At 73.8% G+C, this 26,422-nt stretch carries 30 protein-coding genes and 1 pseudogene; 17 read left to right on the top strand and 14 right to left on the bottom strand.

All coding sequences use genetic code 11. The features are described from left to right. The first annotated feature begins 14 nt into the window (after nucleotides 1-14). The 3 genes from hemC to hemB all read left to right on the top strand — a co-directional run bounded on the left by hemC (nucleotide 15) and on the right by hemB (nucleotide 3,656). Nucleotides 15-989 (top strand): hydroxymethylbilane synthase, encoded by a 975-nt coding sequence (gene hemC / locus ABD345_RS19120; RefSeq protein WP_344553510.1) that lies wholly within the window; start codon nucleotides 15-17, stop codon nucleotides 987-989. Further along, complete coding sequence (locus ABD345_RS19125) at nucleotides 986-2,605, top strand: bifunctional uroporphyrinogen-III C-methyltransferase/uroporphyrinogen-III synthase (protein ID WP_344553511.1); 1,620 nt, start codon at nucleotides 986-988, stop codon at nucleotides 2,603-2,605. The genes hemC and ABD345_RS19125 overlap by 4 nt, the downstream gene beginning before the upstream one ends. A 70-nt stretch (nucleotides 2,606-2,675) precedes the next feature. Next, nucleotides 2,676-3,656 (top strand): porphobilinogen synthase, encoded by a 981-nt coding sequence (gene hemB / locus ABD345_RS19130; RefSeq protein ID WP_344553512.1) that lies wholly within the window; start codon nucleotides 2,676-2,678, stop codon nucleotides 3,654-3,656. Between the two features lie 22 nt (nucleotides 3,657-3,678). Here hemB and ABD345_RS19135 read toward each other — a convergent pair whose 3' ends face one another. The 4 genes from ABD345_RS19135 to ABD345_RS19150 form a co-directional block, all read right to left on the bottom strand. After that, nucleotides 3,679-4,491 carry a hypothetical protein gene (locus ABD345_RS19135; RefSeq protein WP_344553513.1) on the bottom strand — a complete coding sequence of 271 codons (813 nt, stop codon included), beginning with the start codon at nucleotides 4,489-4,491 and terminating at the stop codon, nucleotides 3,679-3,681. 123 nt (nucleotides 4,492-4,614) lie between these two features. Further along, complete coding sequence (locus tag ABD345_RS19140) at nucleotides 4,615-4,872, bottom strand: hypothetical protein (RefSeq protein WP_344553514.1); 258 nt, start codon at nucleotides 4,870-4,872, stop codon at nucleotides 4,615-4,617. A gap of 204 nt (nucleotides 4,873-5,076) precedes the next feature. After that, the gene (locus tag ABD345_RS19145) at nucleotides 5,077-5,421 is read right to left on the bottom strand and encodes a rodlet layer protein (RefSeq protein ID WP_344553515.1); all 345 of its coding nucleotides are present in this window, start codon (nucleotides 5,419-5,421) and stop codon (nucleotides 5,077-5,079) included. A gap of 146 nt (nucleotides 5,422-5,567) precedes the next feature. Beyond that, nucleotides 5,568-5,912, bottom strand: a complete 345-nt coding sequence (locus ABD345_RS19150; protein ID WP_344553516.1) for a rodlet layer protein — start codon at nucleotides 5,910-5,912, stop codon at nucleotides 5,568-5,570. Nucleotides 5,913-6,189: 277 nt separating this feature from the next. Here ABD345_RS19150 and ABD345_RS19155 point away from each other — a divergent pair, with 277 nt between their 5' ends. Next, a complete protein-coding gene (locus tag ABD345_RS19155) occupies nucleotides 6,190-6,900 on the top strand; it encodes a hypothetical protein (RefSeq protein WP_344553517.1) in 711 nt (236 codons plus the stop codon). Between the two features lie 108 nt (nucleotides 6,901-7,008). Here ABD345_RS19155 and ABD345_RS19160 read toward each other — a convergent pair whose 3' ends face one another. The 3 genes from ABD345_RS19160 to ABD345_RS19170 all read right to left on the bottom strand — a co-directional run bounded on the left by ABD345_RS19160 (nucleotide 7,009) and on the right by ABD345_RS19170 (nucleotide 8,128). Beyond that, complete coding sequence (locus tag ABD345_RS19160; protein ID WP_344553518.1) at nucleotides 7,009-7,392, bottom strand: hypothetical protein; 384 nt, start codon at nucleotides 7,390-7,392, stop codon at nucleotides 7,009-7,011. A 113-nt stretch (nucleotides 7,393-7,505) separates the two neighbouring features. Beyond that, nucleotides 7,506-7,796, bottom strand: a complete 291-nt coding sequence (locus tag ABD345_RS19165) for a chaplin (protein WP_033252292.1) — start codon at nucleotides 7,794-7,796, stop codon at nucleotides 7,506-7,508. Between the two features lie 89 nt (nucleotides 7,797-7,885). Next, nucleotides 7,886-8,128, bottom strand: coding sequence for a chaplin (locus ABD345_RS19170; RefSeq protein ID WP_033252291.1), 243 nt, complete (start codon nucleotides 8,126-8,128; stop codon nucleotides 7,886-7,888). A 449-nt stretch (nucleotides 8,129-8,577) separates the two neighbouring features. Between ABD345_RS19170 and ABD345_RS19175 the strand changes: the two genes are divergently transcribed. Then, on the top strand, nucleotides 8,578-8,817 hold the full coding sequence (locus tag ABD345_RS19175) for a chaplin (protein WP_344553519.1): 240 nt from the start codon (nucleotides 8,578-8,580) through the stop codon (nucleotides 8,815-8,817). 131 nt (nucleotides 8,818-8,948) lie between these two features. On the opposite strand, the gene ABD345_RS19180 is transcribed toward ABD345_RS19175, so the two are convergent. Beyond that, nucleotides 8,949-9,527, bottom strand: a complete 579-nt coding sequence (locus tag ABD345_RS19180) for a DUF4291 domain-containing protein (RefSeq protein ID WP_344553520.1) — start codon at nucleotides 9,525-9,527, stop codon at nucleotides 8,949-8,951. Nucleotides 9,528-9,756: 229 nt separating this feature from the next. On the opposite strand from ABD345_RS19180, the gene ABD345_RS19185 reads away from it, so the two are divergent. Beyond that, complete coding sequence (locus ABD345_RS19185; protein ID WP_344553521.1) at nucleotides 9,757-10,707, top strand: N-acetylglucosamine kinase; 951 nt, start codon at nucleotides 9,757-9,759, stop codon at nucleotides 10,705-10,707. Nucleotides 10,708-10,716: 9 nt separating this feature from the next. Here the strand turns inward: ABD345_RS19185 and ABD345_RS19190 are convergent, their stop codons facing one another. Next, on the bottom strand, nucleotides 10,717-11,202 hold the full coding sequence (locus ABD345_RS19190; protein ID WP_344553522.1) for an ATP-binding protein: 486 nt from the start codon (nucleotides 11,200-11,202) through the stop codon (nucleotides 10,717-10,719). Between the two features lie 169 nt (nucleotides 11,203-11,371). Here ABD345_RS19190 and ABD345_RS19195 point away from each other — a divergent pair, with 169 nt between their 5' ends. Both ABD345_RS19195 and ABD345_RS19200 read left to right on the top strand, forming a co-directional pair. Next, nucleotides 11,372-12,130 carry a GntR family transcriptional regulator gene (locus ABD345_RS19195; RefSeq protein WP_344553523.1) on the top strand — a complete coding sequence of 253 codons (759 nt, stop codon included), beginning with the start codon at nucleotides 11,372-11,374 and terminating at the stop codon, nucleotides 12,128-12,130. A 191-nt stretch (nucleotides 12,131-12,321) separates the two neighbouring features. Next, complete coding sequence (locus ABD345_RS19200) at nucleotides 12,322-14,133, top strand: alkyl/aryl-sulfatase (RefSeq protein WP_344553524.1); 1,812 nt, start codon at nucleotides 12,322-12,324, stop codon at nucleotides 14,131-14,133. 42 nt (nucleotides 14,134-14,175) lie between these two features. Here ABD345_RS19200 and ABD345_RS19205 read toward each other — a convergent pair whose 3' ends face one another. Beyond that, a complete protein-coding gene (locus ABD345_RS19205) occupies nucleotides 14,176-14,298 on the bottom strand; it encodes a hypothetical protein (protein WP_344553525.1) in 123 nt (40 codons plus the stop codon). 5 nt (nucleotides 14,299-14,303) lie between these two features. Beyond that, a pseudogene (locus ABD345_RS19210) lies at nucleotides 14,304-14,504 on the bottom strand (YbhB/YbcL family Raf kinase inhibitor-like protein); the annotation flags it as partial. Between the two features lie 218 nt (nucleotides 14,505-14,722). Between ABD345_RS19210 and ABD345_RS19215 the strand changes: the two are divergent. Further along, the gene (locus ABD345_RS19215; protein ID WP_344553526.1) at nucleotides 14,723-16,288 is read left to right on the top strand and encodes a sensor histidine kinase; all 1,566 of its coding nucleotides are present in this window, start codon (nucleotides 14,723-14,725) and stop codon (nucleotides 16,286-16,288) included. On the opposite strand, the gene ABD345_RS19220 is transcribed toward ABD345_RS19215, so the two are convergent. Next, a complete protein-coding gene (locus ABD345_RS19220; RefSeq protein ID WP_344553527.1) occupies nucleotides 16,231-17,601 on the bottom strand; it encodes a DUF2079 domain-containing protein in 1,371 nt (456 codons plus the stop codon). The genes ABD345_RS19215 and ABD345_RS19220 overlap by 58 nt on opposite strands. 102 nt (nucleotides 17,602-17,703) lie before the next feature. Here ABD345_RS19220 and ABD345_RS19225 point away from each other — a divergent pair, with 102 nt between their 5' ends. Then, a complete protein-coding gene (locus tag ABD345_RS19225) occupies nucleotides 17,704-18,372 on the top strand; it encodes a response regulator transcription factor (RefSeq protein ID WP_344553528.1) in 669 nt (222 codons plus the stop codon). 4 nt (nucleotides 18,373-18,376) lie between these two features. Here the strand turns inward: ABD345_RS19225 and ABD345_RS19230 are convergent, their stop codons facing one another. Beyond that, nucleotides 18,377-18,865: a hypothetical protein gene (locus ABD345_RS19230; protein WP_030908511.1), complete on the bottom strand. Its 489-nt coding sequence runs from the start codon at nucleotides 18,863-18,865 to the stop codon at nucleotides 18,377-18,379. A 366-nt stretch (nucleotides 18,866-19,231) separates the two neighbouring features. Between ABD345_RS19230 and hemL the strand changes: the two genes are divergently transcribed. From hemL to ABD345_RS19265, 7 genes are all read left to right on the top strand, one after another. Then, nucleotides 19,232-20,575, top strand: coding sequence for a glutamate-1-semialdehyde 2,1-aminomutase (gene hemL / locus ABD345_RS19235; protein WP_344553530.1), 1,344 nt, complete (start codon nucleotides 19,232-19,234; stop codon nucleotides 20,573-20,575). After that, nucleotides 20,572-21,261 (top strand): histidine phosphatase family protein, encoded by a 690-nt coding sequence (locus ABD345_RS19240; RefSeq protein ID WP_380273629.1) that lies wholly within the window; start codon nucleotides 20,572-20,574, stop codon nucleotides 21,259-21,261. Before hemL ends, ABD345_RS19240 begins: the two co-directional genes overlap by 4 nt. Nucleotides 21,262-21,413: 152 nt before the next feature. Continuing rightward, on the top strand, nucleotides 21,414-22,010 hold the full coding sequence (locus ABD345_RS19245) for a TlpA family protein disulfide reductase (RefSeq protein ID WP_344553532.1): 597 nt from the start codon (nucleotides 21,414-21,416) through the stop codon (nucleotides 22,008-22,010). Continuing rightward, entirely contained in the window at nucleotides 22,007-22,786 is a 780-nt protein-coding gene (locus ABD345_RS19250; RefSeq protein ID WP_344553533.1) for a cytochrome c biogenesis CcdA family protein, read from the top strand. The genes ABD345_RS19245 and ABD345_RS19250 overlap by 4 nt, the downstream gene beginning before the upstream one ends. Nucleotides 22,787-22,788: 2 nt before the next feature. Next, the gene (gene resB, locus ABD345_RS19255; RefSeq protein ID WP_344553535.1) at nucleotides 22,789-24,558 is read left to right on the top strand and encodes a cytochrome c biogenesis protein ResB; all 1,770 of its coding nucleotides are present in this window, start codon (nucleotides 22,789-22,791) and stop codon (nucleotides 24,556-24,558) included. Between the two features lie 3 nt (nucleotides 24,559-24,561). Next, nucleotides 24,562-25,683, top strand: coding sequence for a c-type cytochrome biogenesis protein CcsB (ccsB, locus tag ABD345_RS19260; protein ID WP_344553537.1), 1,122 nt, complete (start codon nucleotides 24,562-24,564; stop codon nucleotides 25,681-25,683). Nucleotides 25,684-25,742: 59 nt separating this feature from the next. After that, a complete protein-coding gene (locus tag ABD345_RS19265) occupies nucleotides 25,743-26,147 on the top strand; it encodes a hypothetical protein (protein WP_344553538.1) in 405 nt (134 codons plus the stop codon). A 66-nt stretch (nucleotides 26,148-26,213) separates the two neighbouring features. Here ABD345_RS19265 and ABD345_RS19270 read toward each other — a convergent pair whose 3' ends face one another. Further along, the gene (locus tag ABD345_RS19270; protein ID WP_344553539.1) at nucleotides 26,214-26,414 is read right to left on the bottom strand and encodes an acyl-CoA carboxylase epsilon subunit; all 201 of its coding nucleotides are present in this window, start codon (nucleotides 26,412-26,414) and stop codon (nucleotides 26,214-26,216) included. Between the last annotated feature and the right edge of the window lie 8 nt (nucleotides 26,415-26,422).

The raw sequence follows: 26,422 nt of genomic DNA on the forward strand, positions 1-26,422 counted from the left end.
AGGACGATCACCTCATGAATGGTCAAGAGACAGTGACGCCGCTGCGCCTCGGCACCCGCCGCAGCGCTCTCGCCATGGCCCAGTCGGGCATGGTCGCGGAGGAGGTGGCCGAGGTCACCGGCCGCCGGGTCGAGCTGGTCGAGATCACCACGTACGGGGACGTCTCCCGCGAGTCGCTGGCCCAGATCGGCGGCACCGGGGTGTTCGTCTCCGCCCTGCGCGACGCCCTGCTGGAGGGCCGGATCGACCTGGCCGTCCACTCGCTCAAGGACCTGCCCACCGCCGCCCCCGCCGGGCTGCTGCTGGCCGCCGTCCCCGAGCGCGAGGACGTCCGGGACGCGCTGGTCGCCCGCGACGGCCTGACCCTGGCCGAGCTGGTCGACAAGTCCGCCGGCCGCACCGTCAGGGTCGGCACCGGCTCCCCGCGCCGGATGGCCCAGCTGAACGCCTGGGCCCGCGCCCGCGGCGCCGACCTGGAGACCGTGCCGATCCGCGGCAACGTCGACACCCGGATCAACCACGTCACCTCCGGCGAACTCGACGCCGTGGTGCTGGCCACCGCCGGACTCAACCGGCTCGGCCGCTCCGCCGAGATCACCGAGCACCTCGACACCGCGCTGATGCTGCCCGCCCCCGGGCAGGGCGCGCTCGCCGTCGAGTGCGTCGACCCGACCCTGGCCGCCGTCCTGGCCCGGCTCGACCACCGCCCCACCCGGGCCGCCGTGGTCGCCGAACGCGCCCTGCTCGCCACCCTGGAGGCCGGCTGCTCCGCCCCGGTCGCCGCGCTGGCGACCTGGGCCGGCACCGAACTGCGCCTGGACGGCGTGGTCGGCACCACCGACGGCGTCGAACTGCTCAACATGACCGCCACCGGCCCGCTCGTCCCCGACGAGACCGCCGAGGAGCAGGCCGCGGCCCTGGGCCGCGCCCTGGCCACCAGGCTGCTCGACACCGGAGCGGCCGACCTGATGGGGGAGCGCGCCCGATGACCGCCGCCGGATTCCACCCGCCCGCAGGGCGCTGCACCTTCCTCGGCGCCGGCCCCGGCGACCCCGGACTGCTCACCCTGCGCGCCGTCGACGTGCTCGGCACCGCCGACGTACTGATCGCCGACCCGCTGACCGCCGCCGCGGTCCGCACCCACTGTCCCCACGGCGTCCAGGTCATCGACCCGGCCGACGCGGGCAAGGAGCTCGCCGACCTGGCCGCCGACGCGGTCAAGGCCGGCCGCCACCTGGTCCGCACCGTCGACGGCGACCCCGGCCTGGACGGCTGCGCCGCCCAGGAGATGCTGCGCTGCGCCCAGGCCGGCGTGCCGTTCGAGGTCGTCCCGGGCGTCGCCCAGTCGGTGGGCGTGCCCGCCTACGCGGGCGTGCCGCTGCGCGGCGGCCAGGGCGCGGACGTCCGTTTCGTGGACGCCGAGGCGCTGCTGGCCGGCCAGGTCGTCGACCTGGGCGCGCCGGAGACCACCCTGGTGGTGCGCACCACCCTGGGCCAGCTGCCCGCGACCGCCAACTCGCTGGTGGCGCACGGCCGCAAGCCCGACGCGGCGCTCTCCGCGACGCTCTCGGGCACCACCACCCGGCAGCGCACCTTCACCTCCACGCTGTCCGCCATCGCCGCCGACCTGAAGGCCGCCCGGGTGCTGCCCTCGCCGGTCTCCGCCCCGGTGGACCCGGCGACCTCGGTGATAGCCGTGGTGGGCGAGCAGGTCGCCCACCGCGCCTCGCACTCGTGGTTCGAGACCAAGCCGCTGTTCGGCTGGAACGTCCTCGTGCCGCGCACCAAGGAGCAGGCCCACGGCCTGTCCGAGCAGCTGCGCTCGTACGGCGCGGTGCCGCAGGAGGTGCCGACCATCGCGGTCGAGCCGCCGCGCACCCCGCAGCAGATGGAGCGGGCGATCAAGGGCCTGGTCACCGGCCGCTACGAGTGGATCGCCTTCACCTCGGTCAACGCCGTCAAGGCCGTCCGGGAGAAGTTCGAGGAGTACGGCCTGGACGCCCGGGCGTTCGCCGGGATCAAGGTCGCGGCGGTCGGCGAGACCACCGCGCAGGCCCTGGTCGACTTCGGCGTCAAGCCCGACCTGGTGCCCTCCGGCGAGCAGTCCGCCGCCGGGCTGCTGGAGGACTGGCCGCCGTACGACCCGGTGTTCGACCCGATCGACCGGGTGCTGCTGCCGCGCGCCGACATCGCCACCGAGACCCTGGTGGCCGGCCTGGTCGAGCTCGGCTGGGAGGTCGACGACGTGACCGCGTACCGCACGGTGCGCGCCTCGCCGCCGCCGGCCGAGACCCGGGAGGCGATCAAGGGCGGCGGCTTCGACGCGGTGCTCTTCACCTCGTCCTCGACCGTCCGCAACCTGGTCGGCATCGCGGGCAAGCCGCACAACGTGACCGTCATCGCCTGCATCGGCCCGGCCACCGCCAAGACGGCGGAGGAGCACGGTCTGCGGGTCGACGTGATGGCCCCGGCCCCGTCCGCGTCGGCGCTCGCCCAGGCGCTCGCCGACTTCGGGGCCACCCGCCGGGACGCCGCCACCGCGGCGGGCGAGCCGGTCTACCGGCCGAGCGAACGCCGCCCCGGCTCGCGCCGCAAGGCGCGCTGACCCTCAGGTCGGGGGGAGGCCGACGGGCCTCCCCCCGACGCGTTCCTCCGCGACCCAGGGAGCCTTCGAAGTGTCCGCCGAATTCCCGTCCGTCCGCCCGCGCCGGCTGCGCTCCACCCCGGCGATGCGCCGCCTGGTCGCCGAGACCCGGCTGCACCCGGCCGAGCTGATCCTGCCCGTGTTCGTCCGCGAGGGCATCACCGAGCCGAAGCCGATCACCTCGATGCCGGGCGTGGTCCAGCACACCCGGGACACCCTGCGCCGGGCCGCCGTCGAGGCCGCCGAGGCCGGGATCGGCGGCCTCATGCTGTTCGGCGTCCCCGAGGTCCAGGACGCGGTCGGCTCCGAGGGCACCAACCCCGAGGGCATCCTGCAGCTCGCCATCCGCGACGTGGTCTCCGAGGTCGGCGACCAGCTGGTGGTGATGTCCGACCTGTGCCTGGACGAGTTCACCGACCACGGCCACTGCGGGGTGCTCGCCGCCGACGGCTCGGTCGACAACGACGCCACCCTGGAGCGCTACGCCGAGATGGCCGTGGTCCAGGCCGACGCGGGCGTCCACCTGGTCGGCCCGTCCGGGATGATGGACGGCCAGGTCGCGGTGATCCGCAAGGCGCTGGACGCGGCCGGGCACCAGGACACCGGCATCCTCGCCTACACCGCCAAGTACGCCTCGGCGTTCTACGGCCCGTTCCGGGAGGCGGTCGGCTCCTCGCTCAAGGGCGACCGCAGGACCTACCAGCAGGACCCGGCCAACGCCCGCGAGTCGCTGCGCGAACTGGCCCAGGACGTCGCCGAGGGCGCCGACCTGGTGATGGTCAAGCCCGCGATGTCCTACCTGGACGTCCTGCGCCAGGTCGCCGACGCCTCCCCGGTGCCGGTCGTCGCCTACCAGGTCTCCGGCGAGTACGCGATGGTCGAGGCCGCCGCGGCCAACGGCTGGATCGACCGGGAGCGCACCGTCCTGGAGACGCTCACCTCGATCCGCCGGGCCGGCGCCGAGCAGATCCTCACCTACTGGGCGGTCGAGGTCGCGGGCAAGCTGCGCTGACGGCGCGCCGGACGCGCCGGGATCAGGCGGACTTCGGGAAGTCCTTCCGCTTGATCTTGGCGCGCCGCCCGTCCGGGTGGTGGAAGACGATGCCCTCGGCGAGCGCGCCCGGCGCGAACCGGCTCTCCAGCTCCGCCAGGTGCTCCCGCAGGCCCCGGTAGCTGCGCGGGACCCCCTCGTACACCGGCGCCTCGCGGTCGAACGGCAGGCACAGGTGCCGGTCGAGCCCCAGCGGGTTGCCCTGGATCCGCGGCCCCAGCGCCTCGCACGGGTGCTCCCCGTCCGGCCAGCCGTCGACCTCGGTGCCGCGGGCGGCGGCCAGGACCCACTTGTCCTCGGCGGCGCCCTCCGCGGTGTCGACGTACCAGCCGTCGACGATCCCCAGCGCCTTCTGCGCGGCGCTCGGGTTGCGGCGCTTCTCCACCCGCACCAACCGCCCCGAGCGGACGGTCAGTCGGACGTTCGTGCCGTCCAGCTTCTCGGTCGCCGTGCCCTCCCCGGCGAACACCCAGGCGCACTCGGCGCGCGGGCGGTCCACCACCCGGAAACCGGCGTCCCGCTCGAACAGCGTCGGGATCTTCTCCATGGCCGCCATCCCCCTCCGTACCTGACCGACGAGCTCCTCGGGCGTGACCGTCCCCGCGGCCAGGCCGGCGGCCAGCGCGCGGACCAGGTCCGCGACCGACACCTCCGCCTCCACGGCGACCCGCTTCAGCGCCTTCTTCTCCTCCGGCGACACCCAGGCCACCAGCCGGGACCAGCCCTCCGGCGGCACCCAGCGGGCCAGCTTCTCCGGGTCCTTCCTGGGCCTGCCGCGGCCGCGCTTCTCCTCCACGGGCCCTGACGCTAGGTCAGCTTTTCCCTGGTGTCAATTGGCATAACGGAAAATCGGCGCGGGGCACGACGGAGGGCGCGGCAGCCGTGAACGGCCGCCGCGCCCTCCGTCGTTGACGTCGGATCAGCCGATGTCGACGATGCCGCCCTCGCCGCCGCCGACGGCGGTGTCGGTGGCCCAGCCGTAGCCGCCGCCCGCGGTGAAGATGTGCGAGGTCTCGGCGAAGCCCGCCCAGTGGCCGGCGACGAAGGGCTCGTCGGCGGTGGCCACGCCCTCCTGGCCGCCGCCGACGGCGACGTGCGCGTACGCGGGCGCGGCGATGCCGGCCAGCGCCAGGGCGGCGACGGTGGTGACGACGGCCTTGCCCAGCTTGCTGTTCATGGGGGTTCCTCTCTGCGTCGGGTGGTGCGTCTCATACGTCAGCACAGCGGTGCGGCTGGAGCGGCGCTGCACGCGCCCACCGGTGCTCCGATCACCCGATCGCGCCGCGGACGAACGGGTTCGGGGAGCGGCCGGAGACATGGAACCGCCGGGCCCGCGGGGATCGCTCCCCGCGGACCCGGCGCCCGATCGCGACCGGGAAGGTCAGCCGATCAGGTGGGAGACGCCGCCGTCGCCGCTGCCCACGGTGTTCTGGCCCACGACGCAGGTCTGCGACGGCTGGTTGTTCAGGACACCGGCCTCGACCGGCACCGCGACGCCGATGACGGCGACGGCGATGTTGTGCACCTCGGGGAGGCAGAGGTTCGGGTTGTCCAGGGTGTGGAAGTTCGGGCTGTGGTTGCCCGAGGTGCCGGTGGCGTTGGTGCCGCCGTTGCCCTGCACCGAGGTGGCGGCGCCGTCCGCGTCGCCGATGGCCATCGCCGGGGAGGCGATCGAGGCGAGACCGGCGGCGGCGAGGCCGGCGGCGGCGAGAGCCTTCTTGATCATTGGGTTTTCCTTTTCGGATCTGATGGAGTGGAGCGGCGGACCGGTGCGTGGCTCGCGCCGGGTCCTACCGCCGGGCCGGGGGAGCGGACCCGGCGGGTGGTGCCGCGCGGAGCGTGGGGCTCCGCGCCGGGGGCAGTGACGGTGGGTCAGCCGACCAGGTGGGAGACGCCGCCGTCACCGCTGCCGAGGGTGCCCTGGCCGACCACGCAGGTCTGCTTGGGCTGGTTGTTGAGCGCGTCGACCTCGACCGGAACGGCCACGCCGAGCACGGCGACGCCGATGTTGTGGATCTCCGGGAGGCAGAGGTTCGGGTTGTCGGCGAAGTGGAAGTTCGGGCTGTTGTTGCCCCAGGTGCCGGTGGCGTTGGTGCCGCCGTTCCCCTGGATCGCGCCGGCCGAACCGTCCGCGTTGCCGATGGCGACGGCGGGGGTGGACACCGCGGCCAGCGCTGCGGCGGCCAGGCCGACGGTAGCGAAAGTCTTCTTGAGCATGGTGGAGATACCTCTCTGAAATGCCGTTCGAGGGGTGCTGCCCCGTCGTCGTCGGGATCAAAGAATGGCGAACGGGAAAGTTACGGGGTCTTCCGGAAATTCGTCAGCGATCACCGTTTCGCCCGCGCGCCGGTCGGATTGTCGACGATGCGGAGATCGGATTATTCAGCCGTTCCGGTTAACTGCCGCTATCCGCCGGGGAACTGGATCGTTCGCCAGGGTGCCCACCAAGGGCGCGAAGCACTCGAACCAGTTTCCCGAACGAACGGCGAACACCATGAAGCTCTCCAAGCGGGCGACCGGCGCCCTGCTGCTGGCGGTCGGCGCCGGCGTGGCGGCGACCCAGGGCGCGGCCCAGGCGGCGGCCCCGAAGACCCCGGCCGAGGTGGCCGCGATCGAGAACGGCCTGGCCACCCAGGAGGTGCCGTTCAGCATCCCGCTCAGCGCGGCGACCGCACCGCTCCCGCTGCTGCCGGACGGCGGCGAGGTCCACGGCGGGATCCCGACCTCGCCGCTCATGCCGCCCACCGAGACCGGCCAGAGCCCCACCCGGCCGATCCCGGACCACGTGCTGCCCGCCCTCAACGGCGGCAAGGTCGGCCCCTCGCTGGGCGCCGTGCTGCCGCTGCCCGAGGTCGACCGGAGCGCCGAGCTCGGCACCCTCGGGCTGGACGCCCCGGCCGCCCCGCTCAGCCTGGGCGGCCCGGCGGTGGGCCTGGGACAGCCGGTCTCCTTCGTGGAGGGCCAGAGCGGCCGGCTCACCGACGCCGCGCTGACCCTGGACAAGGTCGACCCGCACCTGGTGACCGCGCCGGTGCAGGCCGTCCCCGGGGCGAGCGCCTCGCTCGGCGGCGAGCAGGACCAGATCTCGGTCACCGACTCGGTGAGGAACCTGACCGCCACCACCACCGCCACCACCGGCGAGATGCTGAACCAGGCCGACCCGGTGGGCGTCCTCGCCAGAGGGCTGGACCAGAGCCGGATCTGACGGACCTTCCGGCGCGACGGAGCGTCCGACACGACGGACCGTCCTGACGGCACGGAGCGGCCCGGCCCCCGCGGGGGACCGGGCCGCTCCGTCGTGTCCGGTCCGCGCTCAGCCCGGCAGCACGCCGAGCAGCGGGCCGGCCAGCGGGAGGTCCTTCGCCCCGCCGCCGCCGGACAGCGGCGCGGTGAGCGGCGCGGTGCCGACCGGGGCGACGCCGTTGTCGGGGACGACCGCGACGCCGTTGTTCAGCACGTCCGCGCCGGAACCGGCCCACGGGTCGAGCCGCAACTCCTTCAACGGGGCGACCGCGTAGCCCAGCGCGCCGGTGGTGCCGCCGACGGCCTGCTGGGCGTCGGTGTTCTGCAGGTGGGTGGTGGGCACGGGCAGCCCGCCGAGCGTGTCGGCCTCGGCGTGCGCGGCCTGGGCGGTGACGCCGCCGAGCAGCATCGCGGCGCCGAGCGCGGCCACGGCTCCGGTGGTCTTCCGGGACATCGGCCAATCCTTCGGGGTGAGCGGAGCGGTGCTCCGGGGAGGAACGCGAGCGGCCCCCCGGCCGCGGGGCCGGGGGGCGGTCTGCACGGGGTTGCCGATCAGCCGGGGGCTGTTCAGCAGTCGTCGCCGACCGGCGGCGCCGGGGGCTCCTCGACGACCGGGGCGTCGATGTTGGCGCAGGAGTTGCCGAACGCCGGGTTCAGCAGGCCGATGACGTTGATCGAGTTGCCGCAGACGTTCACCGGGACGTGCACCGGCACCTGCACCGCGTTGCCGGAGAGCACGCCGGGGGAGTTGGCGGCGACGCCCTCGGCGCCCGCGGAGGCGTTGGCCAGACCGGCCGAGCCGAGCACCAGGCCGGCGGCGGCGGCCGACAGGACGGCGGCCTTCTTCACGTTCTGCATGGGGGTTGATCTCCTAGATCACACAGAGGAGTTGGTGCGCCGCGTCGCACCCGGGGGTGCGACGCGGCGCGGGCGCTGCGTCAGGCAGTTCAGCCGACGTTGGCGCAGTGGTTGCCGAACGCCGGGTTCAGCAGGCCGATGACGTTGACGGTGTTGCCGCAGACGTTGACCGGGACGTGCACCGGGACCTGGATCAGGTTGCCGGAGAGCACGCCGGGGGAGCCGGCGGCGACGCCCTCGGCGCCCGCGGAGGCGTTGGCCAGACCGGCCGAGCCGAGGACCAGACCGGCGGCGGCGACGGACAGGACCGCGGCCTTCTTGAAGTTGCGCATAGCTTTCTTCCTCACGTTCTGCCCGACTTTGGATGGTCGGGTGCCGGGCGATCGCATCATCGCCCGGGGTTTTCCGGATGCGCCGTGAATGTCACTCACGCGGCCCAACACCCTCGTGTCGCCCGTGGCTTGGGCGATACGTGCCGCGTCGTGGTGCGCCCGCGACCACTCGCTCACGGCGGGGAGCGGTCGCTTCGCGGCGCTTCCAGGGCGGCACGGGGCTGCCTGTGGAGCGGTGTTCGTGAGGAAGAACGAGCCGACGCGGCGGGGGAAACGGGCGGATCCGCCGATCACCCGAATGCGGCGTATTACGCCGAGTGGGTGATTGTTCGCGGGCGTGCGCAACCGTCCCCGGGCGGCTTCGTTGGCCTGGTGCACGTCCCGTGTGCTTCCTACCGGCAGCCCCCGGCGCGGCAATTGGAAGATCTGATTTATCGAGGAGACTCAGAATGAGCATCAAGAAGGCCGCCGCCGTCGGCGCCGCTGTCGTGGGCATCGTCGCCGCCGGTGCGGGCTCCGCCATGGCGAGCAGCGGCGCCGAGGGCGTCGCCGCCGGCTCCCCCGGCGTTGCCTCCGGCAACGAGATCCAGGTCCCGGTGCACGTCCCGGTCAACCTGTGCGGCAACTCGATCGACGTCATCGGCGCCCTGAACCCGGCGTTCGGCAACTCCTGCGCCAACGTCGGCTGACGCGAGCCCCCCTGGCCGGCCGAGCCGCCGCCCGCACCCTCCTGACGAGGTGCGGCCGGCGGCTCGGCCGCGTTCCGAACGGCGGTCGACCGGGCCCGGCACCCTCCACCCGCACGGCTGGGACCGCCGGATCAGGACACCCCCAACCGGACGGCCGCACCCGGAGGCACCGGGTACGGCCGCTCCGGCGGCAGCAGCCCCGGGTCCCGCGTCGCGTGCAACTCCCGGGCCAACGGCGTCAGGTCCTCGATCCGCACCAGCCACTCGTCGACGTAGCGCCGCACCAGCTCCCCGCGCAGGCCCAACTGCAGCGAACGGTGCGCCAGCGGCTGCAGCCGGAGGTCCCGCTCCGGGTCCCACTGCACCCGGGCCGCGCTGCGCCGCAGCTCCCGCTGCCACTGCGCCCGCGAGTCGTGCACCCCCCGCTCGTACGCACTCAGCACCGCCGCCTCCAGCGCGGCGTCGAACCCCGCCCGCCGGATCACCACCCCCAGCACCCGCTCCTGCCCCTCGCTCCGCGCCCAGTCGCTGCGGTACATCAGCCAGCGGAACGAGGGCTTCACCCACGTCATCCGCCCCAGGTCGAACGCGGCCGGGAACCGCCCCTCCGCCGCCGCCGGCTCCGCGATCTCCGGCCGGAACGCCTGGTAGACCGTCACCGTCTCGTCGTCGTACCGGGCTCGGACCTGCCGCTTCGGTATCTGCTCCACCCGGCCATGTTCCCACCGGCGAAGGGGAACAGTCAGGGGCTCGGGGAACGGCGAGGCCGTGGCTGCGGTCGGTTCACTGCCGTTGCGCGCGTCTGCTTCCGGTTCTGTTTACGGCACGCAGCAGCACGGACCTTCGATGGGCTCCGGCCACCAGCAGCATCGACCCGCCGTTCCCCGGGCCCCTGACGGGGCCGCATAGCATGGCGGCCTCTCTGCCTGGAGGTTCGTGGTGACCGGTACGGCCTTGGTGCTCGGGTTGGACGTCGGGGGGACCAGTACGCGGGTGCTGGTCGCTGGGGTGGACGGGCGGGTGGTCGGGCGGGGGCGCGGGGGTGGGGGGAATCCGGTCGCGCACGGGGTGGAGGCCGCGGCGGCGGAGATCGGGGGTGCGGTGCGGGCCGCGCTGGCCGGGGTGGATCCGGGGCGGGTGGCGGCGGGGGTGCTCGGGCTCGCGGGCGGGCTGGTGGTGCGGCCGGAGTTCGGCCCGCTGTGGGACTCGCTCGGGCTGGGCGCGCACCCGGTGCTGGTGAGCGACGTCCTGCTGGCGCACGCCGCGGGCAGTTCCGGGCCGGACGGGAACGTGGTGCTCAGCGGGACGGGCGGGATGGCCGCCGAGGTCCTCGGCCACGAGCTGCGCCGCACCGCGGACGGGCACGGCTGGCTGCTGGGCGACCGTGGCTCGGGGGTCTGGCTCGGCCGCGAGGCCGTGGTCGGCGCCCTCGCCACCATCGACCTGGACGTGCCGCTGACCGGCCTGGACGCGGCGGTCGCCGAGGCGCTGACCGGCCCGGACGGCCTGGGCGAGGACCCCCGTTCGACGTTGATCGCCGCCGTCCACGCGCAGGCCCCGGCCCGGCTGGCCCGGCTCGCCCCCGTCGTCCTGGAGCGGGCCGCGGCGGGCGACCCCGCGGCGCTCGCCCTGGTGGACCGGGCCGCCGACCACCTGCTCGACACCCTCGCGCTGCTCCGCCCGCCCGGTTCCACGCTGCCCGTCGTGCTGGCCGGCGGCCTGCTCACCGCCGACACCCCGCTGGCCGCCCGGCTGCGCCCGCTGCTGGCCGAGCGCTGGCCCGCCGCCCCGCTGCGCACGGCCGGGGACGGCGCGGGCGCGGCCGCCTGGCTGGCGGCGCGGTCGCTGGGCGCCGGGACGGCGGAGCTGCACCGGGCGCTGACGGCCTGACGGCCCGTTCTACTGGCAGGTCATCGCCCGGGGGGTGACCCCGCCGTGCGGGGCCTGCCGTGGCGGGTGGTCCCCGGGGGCGGGGCGGGCGGCGGCGCCGGGGAGGGCGATCTCGGCCCAGACCCACTTGCCGCCGCGCTTGCGCACCACGCCGTGGGCGAGGGCGAGTTCGGCGATCAGCAGCAGGCCGCGGCCGGACTCGGCGTCCTCGTCGGGGTGGGCCGGGGTGGTGGGGAGGACGGGGGAGGAGTCGTAGACCTCGATGACGGCGCGGTGGTGCAGCGGGTCGGCGTGCACGCCGACGGTGACGGCGTCCCCGCTGGCGTGGCGGACGGCGTTGCCGAGGAGTTCGGAGGTGACGAGGTCGAGGGTGAAGCGGGTGTCCTCGTCGAGCGGGGTGTTCCAGGTGGTGAGGAGGTCGCGGACCCGGCGGCGTCCGGCGGCGACGGTGGCGGGCTCGCGGGGCAGTGAGAACCATCGACGGTGGACGGACATGGCGGGCTCCTCACGCGGTTTCGCCCGATGGGCGGAGACTCGGCAGCCGATATGAGGGTATGTCAGATCCCAACATCTCTAGACAAGCTGAAATCTCTAGAGATGTCAATGCGTCAGGCTCCGCTCCTGCGTAGCATGTCTAGAGAAGAGGGGAAGGAAGTCCGCCACCATGACCAGTCACCCACGCGCCGCGCAGCCCAAGTACCAGCGGATCGCCGAGGACCTCAAGCGCGAGATCGACGCCGGCCGCTACGGCCCCGGCGACCGGCTCCCCGGCGAGAACGACCTGATGGCGACGTACGGCGTGGCCAGGATGACGGCCCGCCAGGCGCTCGGCGTGCTCCAGTCCGAGGGCACGGCGGAGGCCCGCCGGGGCGTGGGCGTGTTCGTCCGGGAGTTCCGGCCGATACGGCGCCGGGGCATCCAGCGGCTCTCCGACCGGACGTGGGGCGGCGGGGCCTCGGTCTGGTCGGCCGACATAGCGTCCCGCGAGCTGACGGTGGACCAGCTGTCCGTCGCCGAGCGGGAGGCGCCCGAGCAGATCGCCGCCGTGCTGGGCCTCAAGGGCGGCGAGCCGGCCTGCGTGCGCAGCCGCCGCTTCGTGCTGGACGGCAAGCCGGTGCTGCTCTCCGACTCGTACCTGCCGGCCGCGCTGGTGGCGGGCAGCCGGATCACCGACCCGGACACCGGGCCCGGCGGCACGTACGCCCGGCTCGCCGAGCTCGGCCACAAGCCGGTGCACTTCCAGGAGCGGATCCGCTCCCGGATGCCCGCCGGGGACGAGGCGGAGCGGCTGGCGCTGGCGCCCGGCACGCCGGTGTTCCTGCTGCACCGGATCGCGTTCGCCGAGGACGGGCAGGCGGTCGAGGTCAACGAGATGGTGCTCGACTCGTCCTCGTACATCCTGGAGTACGACTTCGACGCCTGAGCCGCCGGGCCCCCGGGGCGCCCGGGTTTTCCACAGACCTGTGGAAAACCCGCCGCGCGCCGGGCCCGCCCACCGGCCGTTCACCGGTTCGGAGCAGCAGCCCGGGCCGGGCCGGTGCGCGGCGGCGGAGGGTGGGGGAGGGTCCGTCCCGCGAGCGGCGCGGGGGCGGCCCGCGAACCGGGAGGCGTACGGTGACCCACCACGACCAGCTGGACTACTCCGACCGCACCGACTTCGAGGACGCGGACCGCGGCCTGGTCGCCCCGCCCGGGACCGACACCGTCACCACCCCGGACGGCCGGGTCGCCTGGGACTTCCGGGCCACCGACTTCCTGACCGGCGAGTGCCCCGACACCGTCCACCCCAGTCTCTGGCGGCAGTCCCAACTGACCGCCCGCGCGGGCCTGTTCGAGGTCACCGAGGGCGTCTACCAGATCCGCGGCTTCGACCTGTCGAACATGACGCTGATCGAGGGCGAGCGCGGGGTGGTGGTGGTCGACCCGCTGGTGTCCGCCGAGTGCGCGGCGGCCGGCCTGGCGCTGTACCGGGAGCACCGCGGCGAACGCCCGGTCACGGCCGTGCTGTTCACCCACTCGCACATCGACCACTTCGGCGGCGTGGACGGCGTCCTGGCGGAGGGTGCGGACGTCCCGATCGTCGCCCCGTCCGGGTTCATGGAGCACTCCGTCGCCGAGAACGTGTACGCGGGCACCGCGATGCTGCGGCGCGGCGACTACTACTCCGGCGGCGACCTGCCGGCCGGCCCGACCGGCCTGGTCGGCATGGGCCTCGGCCACACCGCCTCGCACGGCACCCCCAGCCTGCGGCCCGCCACCCTCGACGTCACCCGCACCGGGCAGGAGGAGCGGCTCGACGGCGTCCTGTTCCGCTTCCAGCTGACGCCCGGCACCGAGGCGCCGTCCGAGCTGAACTTCTTCCTGCCCGAGCGCCGCGCCCTGTGCATGGCCGAGAACGCCACCCACAACCTGCACAACATCCTGACCCTGCGCGGCGCGGTCGTCCGCGACGCCCGGATCTGGTCGCGCTACCTCACCGAGGCGATCGAGCTGTTCGCCGCCGACTCCGACGTGGTGTTCGCCTCGCACCACTGGCCGACCTGGGGCACCGAGCGGCTCACCCGCTTCCTCTCCGAGCAGCGCGACCTGTACGGCTACCTGCACGACCAGACCCTGCGCCTGCTCAACCAGGGCCTCACCGGCCCGGAGATCGCCGAGCAGCTGGAACTCCCGCCCGCGCTGGCCTCCGCCTGGCACGCCCGCGGCTACTACGGCTCGGTCAGCCACAACGTGAAGGCCATCTACCAGCGCTACATGGGCTGGTACGACGGCAACCCGGCCTCGCTGTGGGAGCACCCGCCGACCGAGAGCGCCAAGCGCTACGTCGACTGCATCGGCGGCCGGGACGCCGTCCTCGCCAAGGCCCGGGAGTACGCCGACGCCGGCGACCTGCGGTTCGCCGCCCAGCTGCTCAAGCACGCGGTGTTCGCCGCCCCGGAGGACGGGGACGCCAAGGAGCAGCTGGCCCGGGTCTTCGAACGGCTCGGCTACGGCGCGGAGAACGCCACCTGGCGCAACTGCTACCTGATGGGCGCGTGGGAGCTGCGCCACCCCCCGAAGGCGATGCCGTTCGGGGCGAGCAGCATGGCCGGAGCGCTCAGCGTCGACCAGGTCTTCGACTCGATGGCGATCCGGGTCAACGGCCCCGCCGCCTGGGGCGAACGGCTCGCCACCGTCTGGAAGTTCACCGACCTCGGCAGCACCCACCGGGTGACCCTGCGCAACGGCGTCCTGGTGCACGCCGAGACCGCCGCCGACCCCGGCCCGGCCGACCTGACCGTCACGCTCACCAAGCCCCAGCTGTTCGGCCTGCTGGCCGGCCGGGGCCGGAGCGGGATCGACCTCAGCGGCGACCCGGCCGTCCTGGACCGGCTGTTCGCGGCCCTGGACGAGTCCGACCCGGCGTTCCCGGTCGTCACTCCCTGACGGTCCCCGCCGTCCCCGCACCGGCGGGCCGGACGGCCCGGGTCAGTCCTGCGCGGCCGGGGTCTCGTACTCGGCGACCAGGACGGCCCGGGCCAGGGCCAGGAAGCCGAGGGCGCCGCTGACCACGGCCGCCGGGGTGTCCGCGGCCAGCCCGAGGGACTCCACCGGCAGCCGGTCGGCGCGTCCGGGTCGAAGCAGGTCACCGCGAAGCCCTTCGTCTCCGGCGGGAAACCGGACCACCCGAGCTGCGGCGAACGGTTCCCACCCGCGTACGCCTGCTCCTCGCCGAGTCGGCCGCCGTCGGCGACGTCGGTGCTGAGCAGCGTGAAGGACGGGACGGGCCGCATGAAGTCGAACGGCAGCGGCGCCATTGAGAACGGCGGGAGCAGCACCAGGGGCTCGGGGAACGGCGAGTCCGTGCTGCTGGTGGCCGGAGCCCGTCGAAGGTTCGTGCTGCTGCGTGCCGTGAACAGAACCAGAAGCTCACGCGCTGGGCGGCAGTGAACCGCCGCAGCCACGGCCTCGCCGTTCCCCGAGCACCTGAACGCGCGCACCGCCGGGCCCGGCGGGGGTCGCCTATCCTGGCGCGGTGCGCTTGCGGGGGAGGGTCTCGGTACGGGTGCGGGCCGCGCTCGGGGCGGCGGCGGCGTCGGTGCTGGCCCTGTCGCTGGCCACCGTCTGGGTCGGCGACGCGGCCTACCAGCAGTGGATGCCGAACGCGGAGGACAAGGCGCTGCGCGAGGCCACCCTGCTGAACGAGGCGATCAGGCCCCGGGAGGACCGCCCCGCCGCCCCGACCGACCCCGACGCCCCGCCCTGGGAGGCATGGCTCGATCGTCTGATCGAGGGCGGCTACCAGCAGTCGGCGTACGCCCTCGTGCTGGAGGACGGCAGCTGGGCCGTCCACGACCGGATCGACCCGGGGAAGGTCGACTACCTCCCACCGCTGACCACCCGCATAGCGGGCAACGCCGACCTGGTGCGGATCCACCTCCCGGACGGCGTCGGCTACGACATCGGCATGCCCGTCGGCCCCAACCCCACCGACCGCACCGTCACCTTCCTGCGCCGCACCGAACCGAACCGCGGCCAGGACCTGAACGCGCTCACCGGCCGGACCGACCTGGCCGACCAGTGGGTCACCACCTACATCATGGTCAACCCGGTCGAGGCGAAGGCCGCCCGGGCCGAGGTCCGCTCCATCCTGGGCTGGTACGTGGTGCCGTACGGGTCGCTGTTCGTGGCGCTGGTGGCCTGGGCGGTCACCGGCCTGGCGCTGCGGCCGGTGGAGGCGATCCGCCGCCGGATGGAGCGGATCGGGGCGGGCGCCTTCCACGAGCGGGTGCCGGTCCCGGCGGCCCGGGACGAGATCGCCGGGCTGGCGGTCACCACCAACCGCACCCTCGACCGGCTGGAGCGCTCGCTGATCGAGCAGCGCCGCCTGGTCACCGACGCCGCCCACGAACTGCGCACCCCCGTCGCCGTGTTGCGCAGCACGCTGGAGGTGGCGCTGGCCCACCCCGAGCGGGCCGACTGGCGCGAGGTGGTGGAGCGCAGCCTGGCCGACACCGCCCGGCTGCACCGGCTCACCGACGACCTGCTGCTGCTCTCCCGGGGCGAGGAGCGGCCCCGGCAGGCGGGCACCGTCGACTGGGGCGACCTGCTGGGGGAGCAGCTCGCCGAACGGGCCTTCGGCGGGGAGCGGCGGATCCGGGTCCTCGAACTCCGGCCCGTCACCGTCCCGGGCACCGAGCAACTGCTCGGCCGGGTGGTCGACAACCTGCTGGACAACGCCTGCCGGCACGCCGCCGAGCGGGTCACCGTGTCGCTCCGGGCCTCCGACGGCTGGGCGGTGCTGACCGTCGCCGACGACGGCCCGGGCATCCCGGCCGCCGACCGGGAGCGGGTCTTCGAGCGGTTCGTCCGGCTCGACGAGGCCAGGTCCCGGACGGACGGCGGTACGGGGCTGGGCCTGTCGCTGGTGCGGGGCATCGCCGAGGGGCTGGGCGGCTCGGCCGAGGCCGTCGAGCCGTCCGCGGGCGCGGGCGCGGAACTGGTCGTCCGGCTGCCCCTCGACACCTCGGAACCGGCCCCCGCTCAGTCGGACGACCACCGGTACACCGCGACCCCGCCCCCGGCGGCCACCTCGCGGTAGCCCTGGTCGGCCAGTTCGGCGCGGGCCCGGACCATCTCGGCCTCGGGGAGCGGGAAGTCGTCCGGCCGGTCCAGGACCGCCACCCACTCCGCGGTCGGCCGGCCCCAGGGGGCGTCCCGGCCGGGGCGGGTGAGGTAGGGGAACAGCGAGACGGTGCACCGCCCGGTCAGCTGCGGTGCCAACCGGTTCGCGGCGGCGACCCGGGCGCCGTCCGGGACGGTGGCCAAAACGGCCCGGGCATCGGCCAGTCGCGGGGGAGCGGAGCCGACCAGGGAGGTCGGGAACAGCAGCAGGGCCAGTACGGGCACCAGCGCCGGCACCAGCAGCGCCACCCGCCGGGGCAGCGTCCGCTCCCGGCCGGGCGCCTCGCCGCGCACCCGGCCCAGGCCGTCGGCCAGCGCCAGGAACAGGATCGGCATCAGCACCGCGTTGTAGTGCTGCCGGACGTCCCAGTAGGCGGGGTCGGCGGACCAGAAGCGGGCCGCCAGCGGGGGCACGGCCAGCAGCACCAGCGGCGAGCGCAGGGCCAGGAACGCGGTCGGCAGCAGCAGCACCAGCACCGTCAGCCACTTCTGCCCCGGCAGCAGCAGCTGGGTCAGCGGGTCGCCGCCCCGCCAACTCCCGCTCGCCGCATAGGTGTACACGCCGCCCGGGTTGTGCGCGGGGATGACCAGGAGCACCGCCAGCGCCGTCCCGCCCGCCGCGGCCAGCACCGTCGCCGTCCCCAGCACCCGCCGTCCGCGCGCGAACACGTACGCCCCGACCGCCGACACCAGCAGGCCCTGGTCCTCCTTGACCAGCAGCAGCGGCAGCGCCCACCCCACCGCGGCCCGCCACCGCCCGCGGGCCAGTGCCTCGACGGCGAAGGCGGCGAGCGGCACCGCGAACGCGATCTCGTGGAAGTCGAACCCCACCGCCGTCCACAGCCCCCAGGACAGCCCGTACCCGCAGCTCACCGCGGCCCCACGGGCCGGGCCGAGCCGGTCCACGGCCAGCCGGGCCACCGGCAGCGCGGACAGCGCGAACAGCGCCGCCTGCGCGAGCAGCAGGGTCCGGGCGTCCGGGAAGAGCCGGTAGAGCGGTGCCAGGACGGCCAGCACCGGGCTGAAGTGGTCGCCGAGCAGGTTGAACCCGCTGCCCTTCAGGGCGGACACCGGCGCACCCAGCCCGGCGTAGCCGCGCACCCCCTGCTCGAAGATCCCCAGGTCGAAGCCGGAGGTCTCCATCCGCTGCTGGCGCAGCACCGCCACCGTGCCGTAGGCGCCGAACAGGGCGAGCGGGAGCAGGACTTGGAACCATCGTCGGAACAGCATGGGCGCGAACGTAGGAAGGCCGCGCTGAGGGGAGTCTGAACGAAGCTGAAGAACCTTTCAGCCCCGGACCGCCCCGCCGGGCCCTTGTCTAGGCTGACCGGCATGAGGCTCCTACTGGTCGAGGACGAGGCGCGGTTGGCCGAGTCGCTCGCCGCCGGGCTGCGCGCCGACGGGTACGCGGTCGACGTGGCGGGCGACGGCGTGAGCGGCCTGAACCAGGCGGGGGCCGTCCCGTACGCGGCGGTGGTGCTCGACCTGATGCTCCCCGGGCTCAACGGCTACCGGGTCTGCCGGGCCCTGCGGCAGGCCGAGAACCCGGTGCCGGTGCTGATCCTCACCGCGAAGAGCGGCGAGTACGACGAGGCCGAGGCACTGGACTGCGGGGCGGACGACTTCCTCCGCAAGCCCTTCTCGTACGTGGTGCTGGCCGCCCGGCTGCGCGCCCTGATCCGGCGCGGCGCGGTGGGCCGCGCCGCGGTGCTGGCGGTCGGCGACCTGACCGTGGACCCGGCGGCCCGGCGCTGCGCCGTCGGCGGCGCGGTGCTGCGGCTGACCGCCAAGGAGTTCGGCGTCCTGGAGTGCCTGGCCCGGCGGCCCGGCCAGGCCGTCCCCAAGCCGGAGATCCTCGACTCGGTCTGGGACACCGCCTTCCGCGGCGACCTCAACATCGTCGAGGTGTACGTGGCCGCGCTGCGCCGCAAGCTCGCGGCCGCCCGGGCCCGCTGCGTGATCGAGACCGTCCGCGGGGTCGGCTACCGGCTGGTGCCCTGAACCCTCACGGCCAGACCAGGCAGTACAGCTGGTGCCCGGCCTCGTGCAGGCGGCTGGCGAAGTCCTGCCACTCGTGCAGCATCTGGTAGATGACGAAGGCGTCCCGCGGGCCGCGGCGGTCGGGGACGGTGGACCAGATGAAGGCGGCGGCGCCGAGCTCGGTCTCGTCGGCCTTGCGGAGCGGCTCGACCACGGTGTGCGGGAGCTGGACCACCGCGTAGTCCGGGTGCAGGACGACCAGTTCGAGCGGCGGGACGTGGTGCAGCGGGACGCCCTGGATGCCGGTGAGCACCATGGCGCTCATCGTCTCGGGCTTGATCTTGGTGGAGAGGTGGCCGCCCGCGGAGCCGCTGGTCTCCATCAGGTCGCCGAGCCGGCCGAGGGCGCCGAGTTCACCGGCGTCGAGACCGAGACCGCCGGGACCGAGCGCGGTGGGAACCCTGGCGGCGGTGGCGCGGTCCGGAGCGCCGAAGTACTTGTAGGTGACCCCCACTCTGCCCTCGCCCCTCCTTCCCCTGCCGGTTCCCGTTCCCCCGCCGGTCTCGCCGGGCCTGCGGCTGCGCCCCGCGGCCTCGTCGAAACCGTCCTGCCTCTCGGACACTCGGACCATCCTCACCGGAACTCACCGGAACCGACAGACCCTCGCACGTTCGGTGTCCCTCCGAACATGCCCCTTACCCGCCTGTCGCCGTGCTACACGAGCGCGCGTCACCCGACCTTACCTTTGGCACAGCCCGTGAGGGGAGCAGCACACGGATCATCGTTCCAGATGATCGGGCCCGACATGCAGAACGCCAGGACACGATTTGAGACCATGTGCGGGTAAGAGCGGTTCCCGGCCGTTCCCAGCACCCAACGGATGAGCGAGCAGATGAGCTACCCGTACGAAGCCCCCCAGTCCCAGTCGCTGTTCGACCGCGCGCTGGCCGTCACCCCCGGCGGCGTCAACTCGCCGGTGCGCGCCTTCCGCGCGGTCGGCGGCACGCCCCGCTTCATGGTGTCCGGTTCCGGCCCGTACCTGACCGACGCGGACGGCCGCGAGTACGTGGACCTGGTCTGCTCCTGGGGCCCGATGCTGCTCGGCCACGCCCACCCGGCGGTGGTCGAGGCGGTGCGGCGGGCGGTGGCCCTGGGCACCTCGTTCGGGACGCCGGGGCAGGGCGAGGTGGAACTGGCCGAGGAGATCGTCTCCCGGATCGCGCCGGTCGAGCAGGTGCGCCTGGTCTCCAGCGGCACCGAGGCGACCATGTCGGCGATCCGGTTGGCCCGCGGCTTCACCGGCCGCGCCAAGGTGGTGAAGTTCGCCGGGTGTTACCACGGTCACGTGGACGCGCTGCTGGCCGCCGCCGGCTCCGGCGTCGCCACCTTCGGCCTGCCGGACACCCCGGGCGTGACCGGCGCCCAGGCCGGCGACACCATCGTGCTGCCGTACAACGACCTGGACGCCGTCCGGGCCGCCTTCGCCGCGCACCCCGGCGAGATCGCCTGCGTGATCACCGAGGCGTCGCCCGGCAACATGGGCGTCGTCCCGCCGCTGCCCGGCTTCAACCGCGGCCTGGCCGAGCTCTGCCGGGCCGACGGCGCGCTGTTCGTCTCGGACGAGGTGATGACCGGCTTCCGGGTCTCCAAGGCGGGCTGGTACGGCCTGGAGGCCGCGCACGAGGGCTGGGCGCCGGACCTGCTGACCTTCGGCAAGGTGATGGGCGGCGGCTTCCCGGCCGCCGCGTTCGGCGGCCGCGCCGACGTGATGGCGCAGCTCGCCCCGGCCGGCCCGGTCTACCAGGCCGGCACGCTCTCCGGGAACCCGATCGCCACCGCCGCGGGCCTGGCCCAGCTGCGGCACTGCACCGACGAGGCGTACGCGGCCGTGGACCGGGCCGCCGCCGAGGTGTCCGGCCTGGTCACCGCGGCGCTCGCCAAGGAGGGCGTGGCGCACCGGGTGCAGACCGCGGGCAACATGTTCTCGGTCTTCTTCACCGAGCGGCAGGTCACCAACTACGACGAGGCGCGCACCCAGCAGGCGTTCCGCTTCAACTCCTTCTTCCACTCGATGCTGAGCCAGGGCGTCTACCTGCCGCCGTCGGCCTTCGAGTCCTGGTTCGTCTCGGCCGCGCACGACGGGCGCGCGATCGAGCGGATCGCCGCCGCCCTGCCCGCCGCCGCCCGTGCCGCCGCCGAGGCCACCGAGGAGACCGCCAAGTGAGCGAGAACAGCCAGGAGATCACCGTCGTCCACGTGATGCGGCACGGTGAGGTGCACAACCCGGAGGGCGTGCTCTACGGCCGCCTGCCCGGCTACCACCTGTCCGACCTGGGCCGGGAGATGGCCGAGCGGGTCGGCGAGCACCTCAAGGACCGGGACATCACGCACGTGGTGGCCTCGCCGCTGGAGCGGGCGCAGGAGACCGCCCAGCCGATCGCCAAGGCGCACGGCCTCGAAGTGGCGGCCGACGAGCGGCTGATCGAGGCGGAGAACATCTTCGAGGGCAAGACCTTCGGGGTCGGCGACGGCTCGCTGCGCAACCCGGCGTACTGGAAGTACCTGACCAACCCGTTCAAGCCGTCCTGGGGCGAGCCGTACATCGACCAGGTGGTGCGGATGATGGGCGCCATCGCGTCGGCCCGGGACGCGGCGCGCGGGCACGAGGCGGTGTGCGTCAGCCACCAGCTGCCGATCTGGATCCTGCGCTCGTTCGCGGAGCGGCGCCGGCTGTGGCACGACCCGCGCCGCCGGCAGTGCTCGCTGGCCTCGCTGACCAGCTTCACCTACCAGGGCGACCGGATCGTCTCGATCGGCTACCGCGAGCCGGCCCGGGACCTGCTGCCGGCCCACCTGGTGGGCAAGGGCAAGAAGGGCGACAAGCCGGTGGGCAAGAGCTTCGGGGCGTAGCTCACACCGGGCCCCGCCCGGGTAAGCCCAGCGGGCGGCGATATGCCCGAATTAAGACGATCATAAGAGGCAAACGCGCAGGTCAAGGGGGGTCCGGTCGACAAGGCCGGACCCCCCTAAAACGGGCCGAAGAGCCATGCGAAACTTTTCACATGTCACGGACGACCAGCCGCACCCGCCTCACCGCCGCCCTCGGCGCGGCCACCGCCCTGGCCCTCGCCGGGTGCTCCAGCTCCGGCTCCGGCAGCAGTGGCAGCGGGGTCGGCTTCGTCACCGGCAAGGGCGGCGTCGCCACCGCGGCCCCCGCCGACCGGGTCGCCGCCCCCGACATCACCGGCACCTCGCTGGACGGCAACGGCAGCCTCAAGCTCTCCGACTACCGCGGCAAGGTGGTCGTCCTCAACATCTGGGGCTCCTGGTGCAGCCCGTGCCGGGCCGAGGCCAAGGGCCTGCAGGAGACCAGCCAGAAGTACGGCGACCGGGTCCAGTTCCTCGGCATCAACACCCGGGACACCGACCCCGCCAACGCCGTCGCGTTCGAGAAGAACTTCGGGGTGACCTACCCGAGCATCTACGACCCGGACGGCGCCGAGATCCTCAAGTTCCCCAAGGGCAGCCTCAACCCGCAGTCCATCCCGACCACCATCGTGATCGACCAGGACGGCCGGCTGGCCGCCCGCGCGATGCGCGCGATGTCCGCCGAGGACCTGCAGAAGATGGTCGACCCGGTGCTGGCGGAGTCGAAGTGAGCACCCCGCTGGCAGCCGCCGACATCGGGTACAACGAGACGGTCGGCAGCGGCGCGCTGGTGCTCGCCCTGCCGATCGCGCTGGCCGCCGGGCTGGTCTCGTTCTTCTCGCCGTGCGTGCTGCCGCTGGTGCCCGGCTACCTCAGCTACGTCACCGGCTTCTCCGCCGCCGACCTCTCCGACGCCAGGGGCGCCCGGCGCGGCCGGATGCTGGCCGGCTCGCTGCTGTTCGTGCTCGGCTTCGCCGCGGTGTTCGTCTCCGGCGGCGCGCTGTTCGGCTCCTTCGGGCAGACCCTGCAGGACCACAAGCGGATCATCTCGATCGTGATGGGCGTGCTCACCGTGCTGATGGGCCTGTCCTTCATGGGCCTGCTGCCCGGCTTCACGATGCGCGAACTGCGCTCGCACCGCCGCCCCGCGATCGGCCTGGCCGGCGCCCCGCTGCTCGGCCTGGTGTTCGGCATCGGCTGGACGCCCTGCATCGGCCCGACCCTGGCGGCGATCCAGGGCCTGGCCTTCAACCAGGCCAGCGCCGGGCGTGGCGCGCTGCTGATGGCCGTCTACTGCGTGGGCCTCGGCGTACCGTTCGTCCTGGCCGCCCTGGCGTTCCGGAGGGCACTGGGCGCGTTCGGCTGGGTCAAGCGGCACTACCAGTGGGTGATGCGGATCGGCGGCGGCATGCTCGTCGCCGTCGGCCTGGCCCTGGTGACGGGGGTGTGGGACGCGCTGGTCAACCAGCTCCAGTACCTCACCGCGAACTTCTCGATCGGAATCTGACCGTGAGCGACACCAAGACCAGCCCCCAGCCGGCCGACGCCGCGGAGGACCCCGACGTCGAACGGCTCAGCACCGCGCCCGAGGAGAACGACTCGGTGCCGCCCGGCATGGGCGCGTTCGGCTGGCTGCGCTGGTTCTGGCGCCAGCTCACCTCGATGCGGGTCGCCCTGCTGCTGCTGTTCCTGCTGTCGCTGGCGGCCATCCCCGGCTCGCTGGTGCCGCAGAACACCAACGCCTTCAAGGTCGCGGAGTGGAAGAACGCCCACAAGGGCCTCGCCCCGATCTACGAGAAGCTCCAACTCTTCGACGTCTACAGCTCGGTGTGGTTCTCCGCGATCTACATCCTGCTGTTCGTCTCGCTGGCCGGCTGCATCCTGCCGCGCACCTGGCAGTTCGTCGGCGTGCTGCGCGCCCAGCCCCCGGCCGCCCCGCGCAACCTGGCCCGGATGCCGGTCTACGCGGCCTGGCACACCGACGCCGCCCCGGAGAAGGTCAACGCGGCCGCCCACCGGCTGCTGCGCAAGCGCGGCTTCCGGGCCGCCGCCGACCCCGGCTCGGTGGCCGCCGAGAAGGGCTACCTGCGCGAGGTCGGCAACCTGCTGTTCCACTTCGCGCTGTTCGCCCTGCTGGCCGGCTTCGCCTGGGCCAGCCTGTTCAGCGGTTCCGGCACCAAGATCGTGCTGGAGGGCCAGGGCTACTCCAACACCACCACCCAGCTCGACGACTTCACCGGCTCCGCGTTCTACGGCGTCGACGACCTGGACGCCTTCGGCTTCAAGCTGGACGGCTTCACCGCCGACTACCAGACCGAGGGGCCGACGGCCGGCACCGCCAAGGAGTTCGTCGCCAACGTCCGCTACTGGGACGGCGCCGACACCGGCAAGCAGAAGAACGCCAGGATCGAGGTCAACCACCCGCTGGAGGTGGGCGGCTCCAAGGTCTTCCTGACCGCGCACGGCTTCGCCCCGGTGGTGACCGTCCGCAACGCGCGGAACGAGGTCGTCTACCGCGGCCCGACGGTGTTCCTGCCCCGGGACTCCAACGTCACCTCGCCCGGCGTGATCAAGGTCAACGACTACGGCACCGGCCCCGACGGCCAGAAGACCCAGATGGCCTTCCAGGGCTTCTTCCTGCCCACCGCCGCCGCCGACTTCACCCACACCGGCCCGATCTCGGTCTTCCCGGCCGCCGCCGACCCGAGGCTGGTGCTCAGCGTCTACGTCGGCGACCTGCGCACCGACAGCGGCCTGCCGCAGAACGTGTACGAGCTCGACAACAAGGCGATGACCCAGCTCAAGGTCAACGACGCGCCCGCCACCGCGATCCTCAAGGTCGGCGAGGGCTGGGAACTGCCCGACGGCTACGGCACCGTCACCTTCGACGGCTACCAGCAGTGGGCCAACTTCACCGTCTCGCACCGCCCCGGCAACACGGTCGCGCTGATCGGCGCGGTCGCCGCGGTCCTCGGCCTGATCGGCTCGCTGTTCGTCCAGCGCCGCCGGATCTGGGTCCGCGCGGTCGCCGCCCCCGACGGCCGCACCCTGGTCGAGGTGGCCGGCCTGGGCCGCAGCGAGTCGGCCCGCACCGCCGAGGAGCTCGCCGCGATCGCCGTCGAGCTCCAGGACGACGCACCGGCCGCCGACGAGCCGCCCGCCGACGGCCCCCCGGGGCCCGACGTCCCCGCGGACGACGCACCCCCCGCAGACAACGCACCCGCCGCAGCCGACTCCCCGGCCGCTGCCGTCCCCACCGCCCCGGAAACCAAGGAGTAGACGGTGCTGCTCGCGCAGGTCGACACCCAGTTGGCCAACATCTCCAACTACCTCATCTACTCGGCGATGACCGTCTACACCCTGGCGATGTTCGCCCAGATCTTCGAGTGGACGTTCGGCGCCAAGGGCGGCGTCGCCGTCCGCTCCGCGCAGCAGAGCACCCTGGCCGAGTCCGTCGCCGACTCGGCGGAGGCGGCCAAGGGCGTCCGCAAGGTCACCGTCACCGTCGCCTCCCAGGGCGGCGGCACCACCACGCTCACCCGCACCGCGCTCGCCGACGCCGGTGCCACCACCGTCACCAGCGGCCGCGGCGACGGGGGCCCGGCCGACGGCGTCGGCCCGGCCGGCACCAGCGAGAAGGCCGACCTGGTCGGCCGGATGGCCGTCTCGCTGACCGTCCTCGGCCTGCTGCTGCACGCCGCCAGCGTGGCCACCCGCGGCCTGTCGGTGATGCGCTGGCCGTGGGGCAACATGTACGAGTTCTCGTGCGCCTTCGCCCTGATGATGGTCGGCGCGTACGTGATCCTGCTCGCCACCAAGAAGAACGTGCGCTGGCTCGGCCTGCCGGTGACCGTGGTCGCGCTGCTGATCCTCGGCGTCGCCGTCGCGGTGCTCTACACCGACTCCGAGCAGCTCGTCCCCGCCCTGCACTCCTACTGGCTCGGCATCCACGTCTCCGCCGCCACCGTCTGCGGCGGCGCCTTCTTCGCCGCGTTCGTCACCACCGTGGCCTACCTGCTCAAGGACCGCTACGAGCACCGCATCGCGGCCGGGCTCACCGTCCGCGCCGCCAACCTGATGGAGCGGCTGCCCGCCTCCGGCACCCTGGACAAGCTCTCCTACCGGATCAACGCGATCATCTTCCCGCTCTGGACGTTCACCATCATCGCGGGCGCGATCTGGGCCGAGGTCGCCTGGGGCAAGTACTGGGAGTGGGACCCGAAGGAGACCTGGTCCTTCATCACCTGGGTCGCCTACGCCGCGTACCTGCACGCCCGGGCCACCGCCGGCTGGCGCGGCCGCAAGGCCGCCTACCTGGCGCTGCTCGCCTTCGCCTGCTGGCTGTTCAACTTCTACGGCGTCAACATCTTCATCACCGGCAAGCACTCCTACGCCGGCGTCTGACGCCCCCGCACCACCACCCCACCACCCACGCACCACGAAGCCGCGAGGAGGGCCGCACCATGGAGTGCGACGAGGTCATCATGACCGTCCGAATCACCGCAGCGGAACGCACGCTGCTGCGACGGCTCGCCCAGGGCCACCACAGCGACGTCTCCGAAGTCGTCGCCGACGGGCTGCTGGACGTCCTGCCCACCCTGCACTGCCCGGCGGACGCCTACCGGCTGCTCGCCGCCATCACCACCCCCGCGCCCTGCGCGCTCACCGTCTGGCTCCCCACCGAGCTGGCCGACCTGCTCACCATCGCCACCGCGCGGATCGCCCAGTCCACCGGCGTCCGGCTCGGCTCCTCCTGCATCATGCTCGGGGCCGCGGTGCGCCTGTGGCTGGCCCAGGACCCGCAGCGCCTGGCCGCCAACCTCACCACCATGCACGCCGGCCGTCCGGCCGCCCTGGCCGCCGCCTAGCGGCCCGGGGACACCGACGGGCGGGGGGGCGGAGCGAACCTCGCTCCGGGCCCCCGGCCGTCGCCGTCACGCCGCCTGCTGCCAGCTGACGGGGGAGAAGTAGGCCGGGCGGCGCTCGACGCGCGACCAGGTGGCGATCGGCTCCACCGCCGGGGCGGCGGCGGTGGCGGCGGCCACCGCCGCCCGCGCGGCCAGCACCGCGGTCAGCGCGGCCAGTTCCTCGGCGGTCAGCGAGCCGCGGACGACGCGGACGAGAGGTTCGTTCATGGTTCCCG

The sequence above is a fragment of the Kitasatospora saccharophila genome, from assembly GCF_039529925.1.
Lineage (GTDB): Bacteria > Actinomycetota > Actinomycetes > Streptomycetales > Streptomycetaceae > Kitasatospora > Kitasatospora saccharophila.

Excerpts from the sequence above, each read along its gene's own strand:
- hemC (WP_344553510.1), top strand. The coding sequence starts at position 15 with ATGAATGGTCAAGAGACAGTGACGCCGCTGCGCCTCGGCACCCGCCGC.
- ABD345_RS19125 (WP_344553511.1), top strand. The coding sequence starts at position 986 with ATGACCGCCGCCGGATTCCACCCGCCCGCAGGGCGCTGCACCTTCCTC.
- ABD345_RS19140 (WP_344553514.1), bottom strand. The coding sequence starts at position 4,872 with ATGAACAGCAAGCTGGGCAAGGCCGTCGTCACCACCGTCGCCGCCCTG.
- ABD345_RS19145 (WP_344553515.1), bottom strand. The coding sequence starts at position 5,421 with ATGATCAAGAAGGCTCTCGCCGCCGCCGGCCTCGCCGCCGCCGGTCTC.
- ABD345_RS19150 (WP_344553516.1), bottom strand. The coding sequence starts at position 5,912 with ATGCTCAAGAAGACTTTCGCTACCGTCGGCCTGGCCGCCGCAGCGCTG.
- ABD345_RS19155 (WP_344553517.1), top strand. The coding sequence starts at position 6,190 with ATGAAGCTCTCCAAGCGGGCGACCGGCGCCCTGCTGCTGGCGGTCGGC.
- ABD345_RS19160 (WP_344553518.1), bottom strand. The coding sequence starts at position 7,392 with ATGTCCCGGAAGACCACCGGAGCCGTGGCCGCGCTCGGCGCCGCGATG.
- ABD345_RS19165 (WP_033252292.1), bottom strand. The coding sequence starts at position 7,796 with ATGCAGAACGTGAAGAAGGCCGCCGTCCTGTCGGCCGCCGCCGCCGGC.
- ABD345_RS19170 (WP_033252291.1), bottom strand. The coding sequence starts at position 8,128 with ATGCGCAACTTCAAGAAGGCCGCGGTCCTGTCCGTCGCCGCCGCCGGT.
- ABD345_RS19175 (WP_344553519.1), top strand. The coding sequence starts at position 8,578 with ATGAGCATCAAGAAGGCCGCCGCCGTCGGCGCCGCTGTCGTGGGCATC.
- ABD345_RS19190 (WP_344553522.1), bottom strand. The coding sequence starts at position 11,202 with ATGTCCGTCCACCGTCGATGGTTCTCACTGCCCCGCGAGCCCGCCACC.
- ABD345_RS19195 (WP_344553523.1), top strand. The coding sequence starts at position 11,372 with ATGACCAGTCACCCACGCGCCGCGCAGCCCAAGTACCAGCGGATCGCC.
- ABD345_RS19220 (WP_344553527.1), bottom strand. The coding sequence starts at position 17,601 with ATGCTGTTCCGACGATGGTTCCAAGTCCTGCTCCCGCTCGCCCTGTTC.
- ABD345_RS19225 (WP_344553528.1), top strand. The coding sequence starts at position 17,704 with ATGAGGCTCCTACTGGTCGAGGACGAGGCGCGGTTGGCCGAGTCGCTC.
- hemL (WP_344553530.1), top strand. The coding sequence starts at position 19,232 with ATGAGCGAGCAGATGAGCTACCCGTACGAAGCCCCCCAGTCCCAGTCG.
- ABD345_RS19245 (WP_344553532.1), top strand. The coding sequence starts at position 21,414 with ATGTCACGGACGACCAGCCGCACCCGCCTCACCGCCGCCCTCGGCGCG.
- ABD345_RS19265 (WP_344553538.1), top strand. The coding sequence starts at position 25,743 with ATGGAGTGCGACGAGGTCATCATGACCGTCCGAATCACCGCAGCGGAA.
- ABD345_RS19270 (WP_344553539.1), bottom strand. The coding sequence starts at position 26,414 with ATGAACGAACCTCTCGTCCGCGTCGTCCGCGGCTCGCTGACCGCCGAG.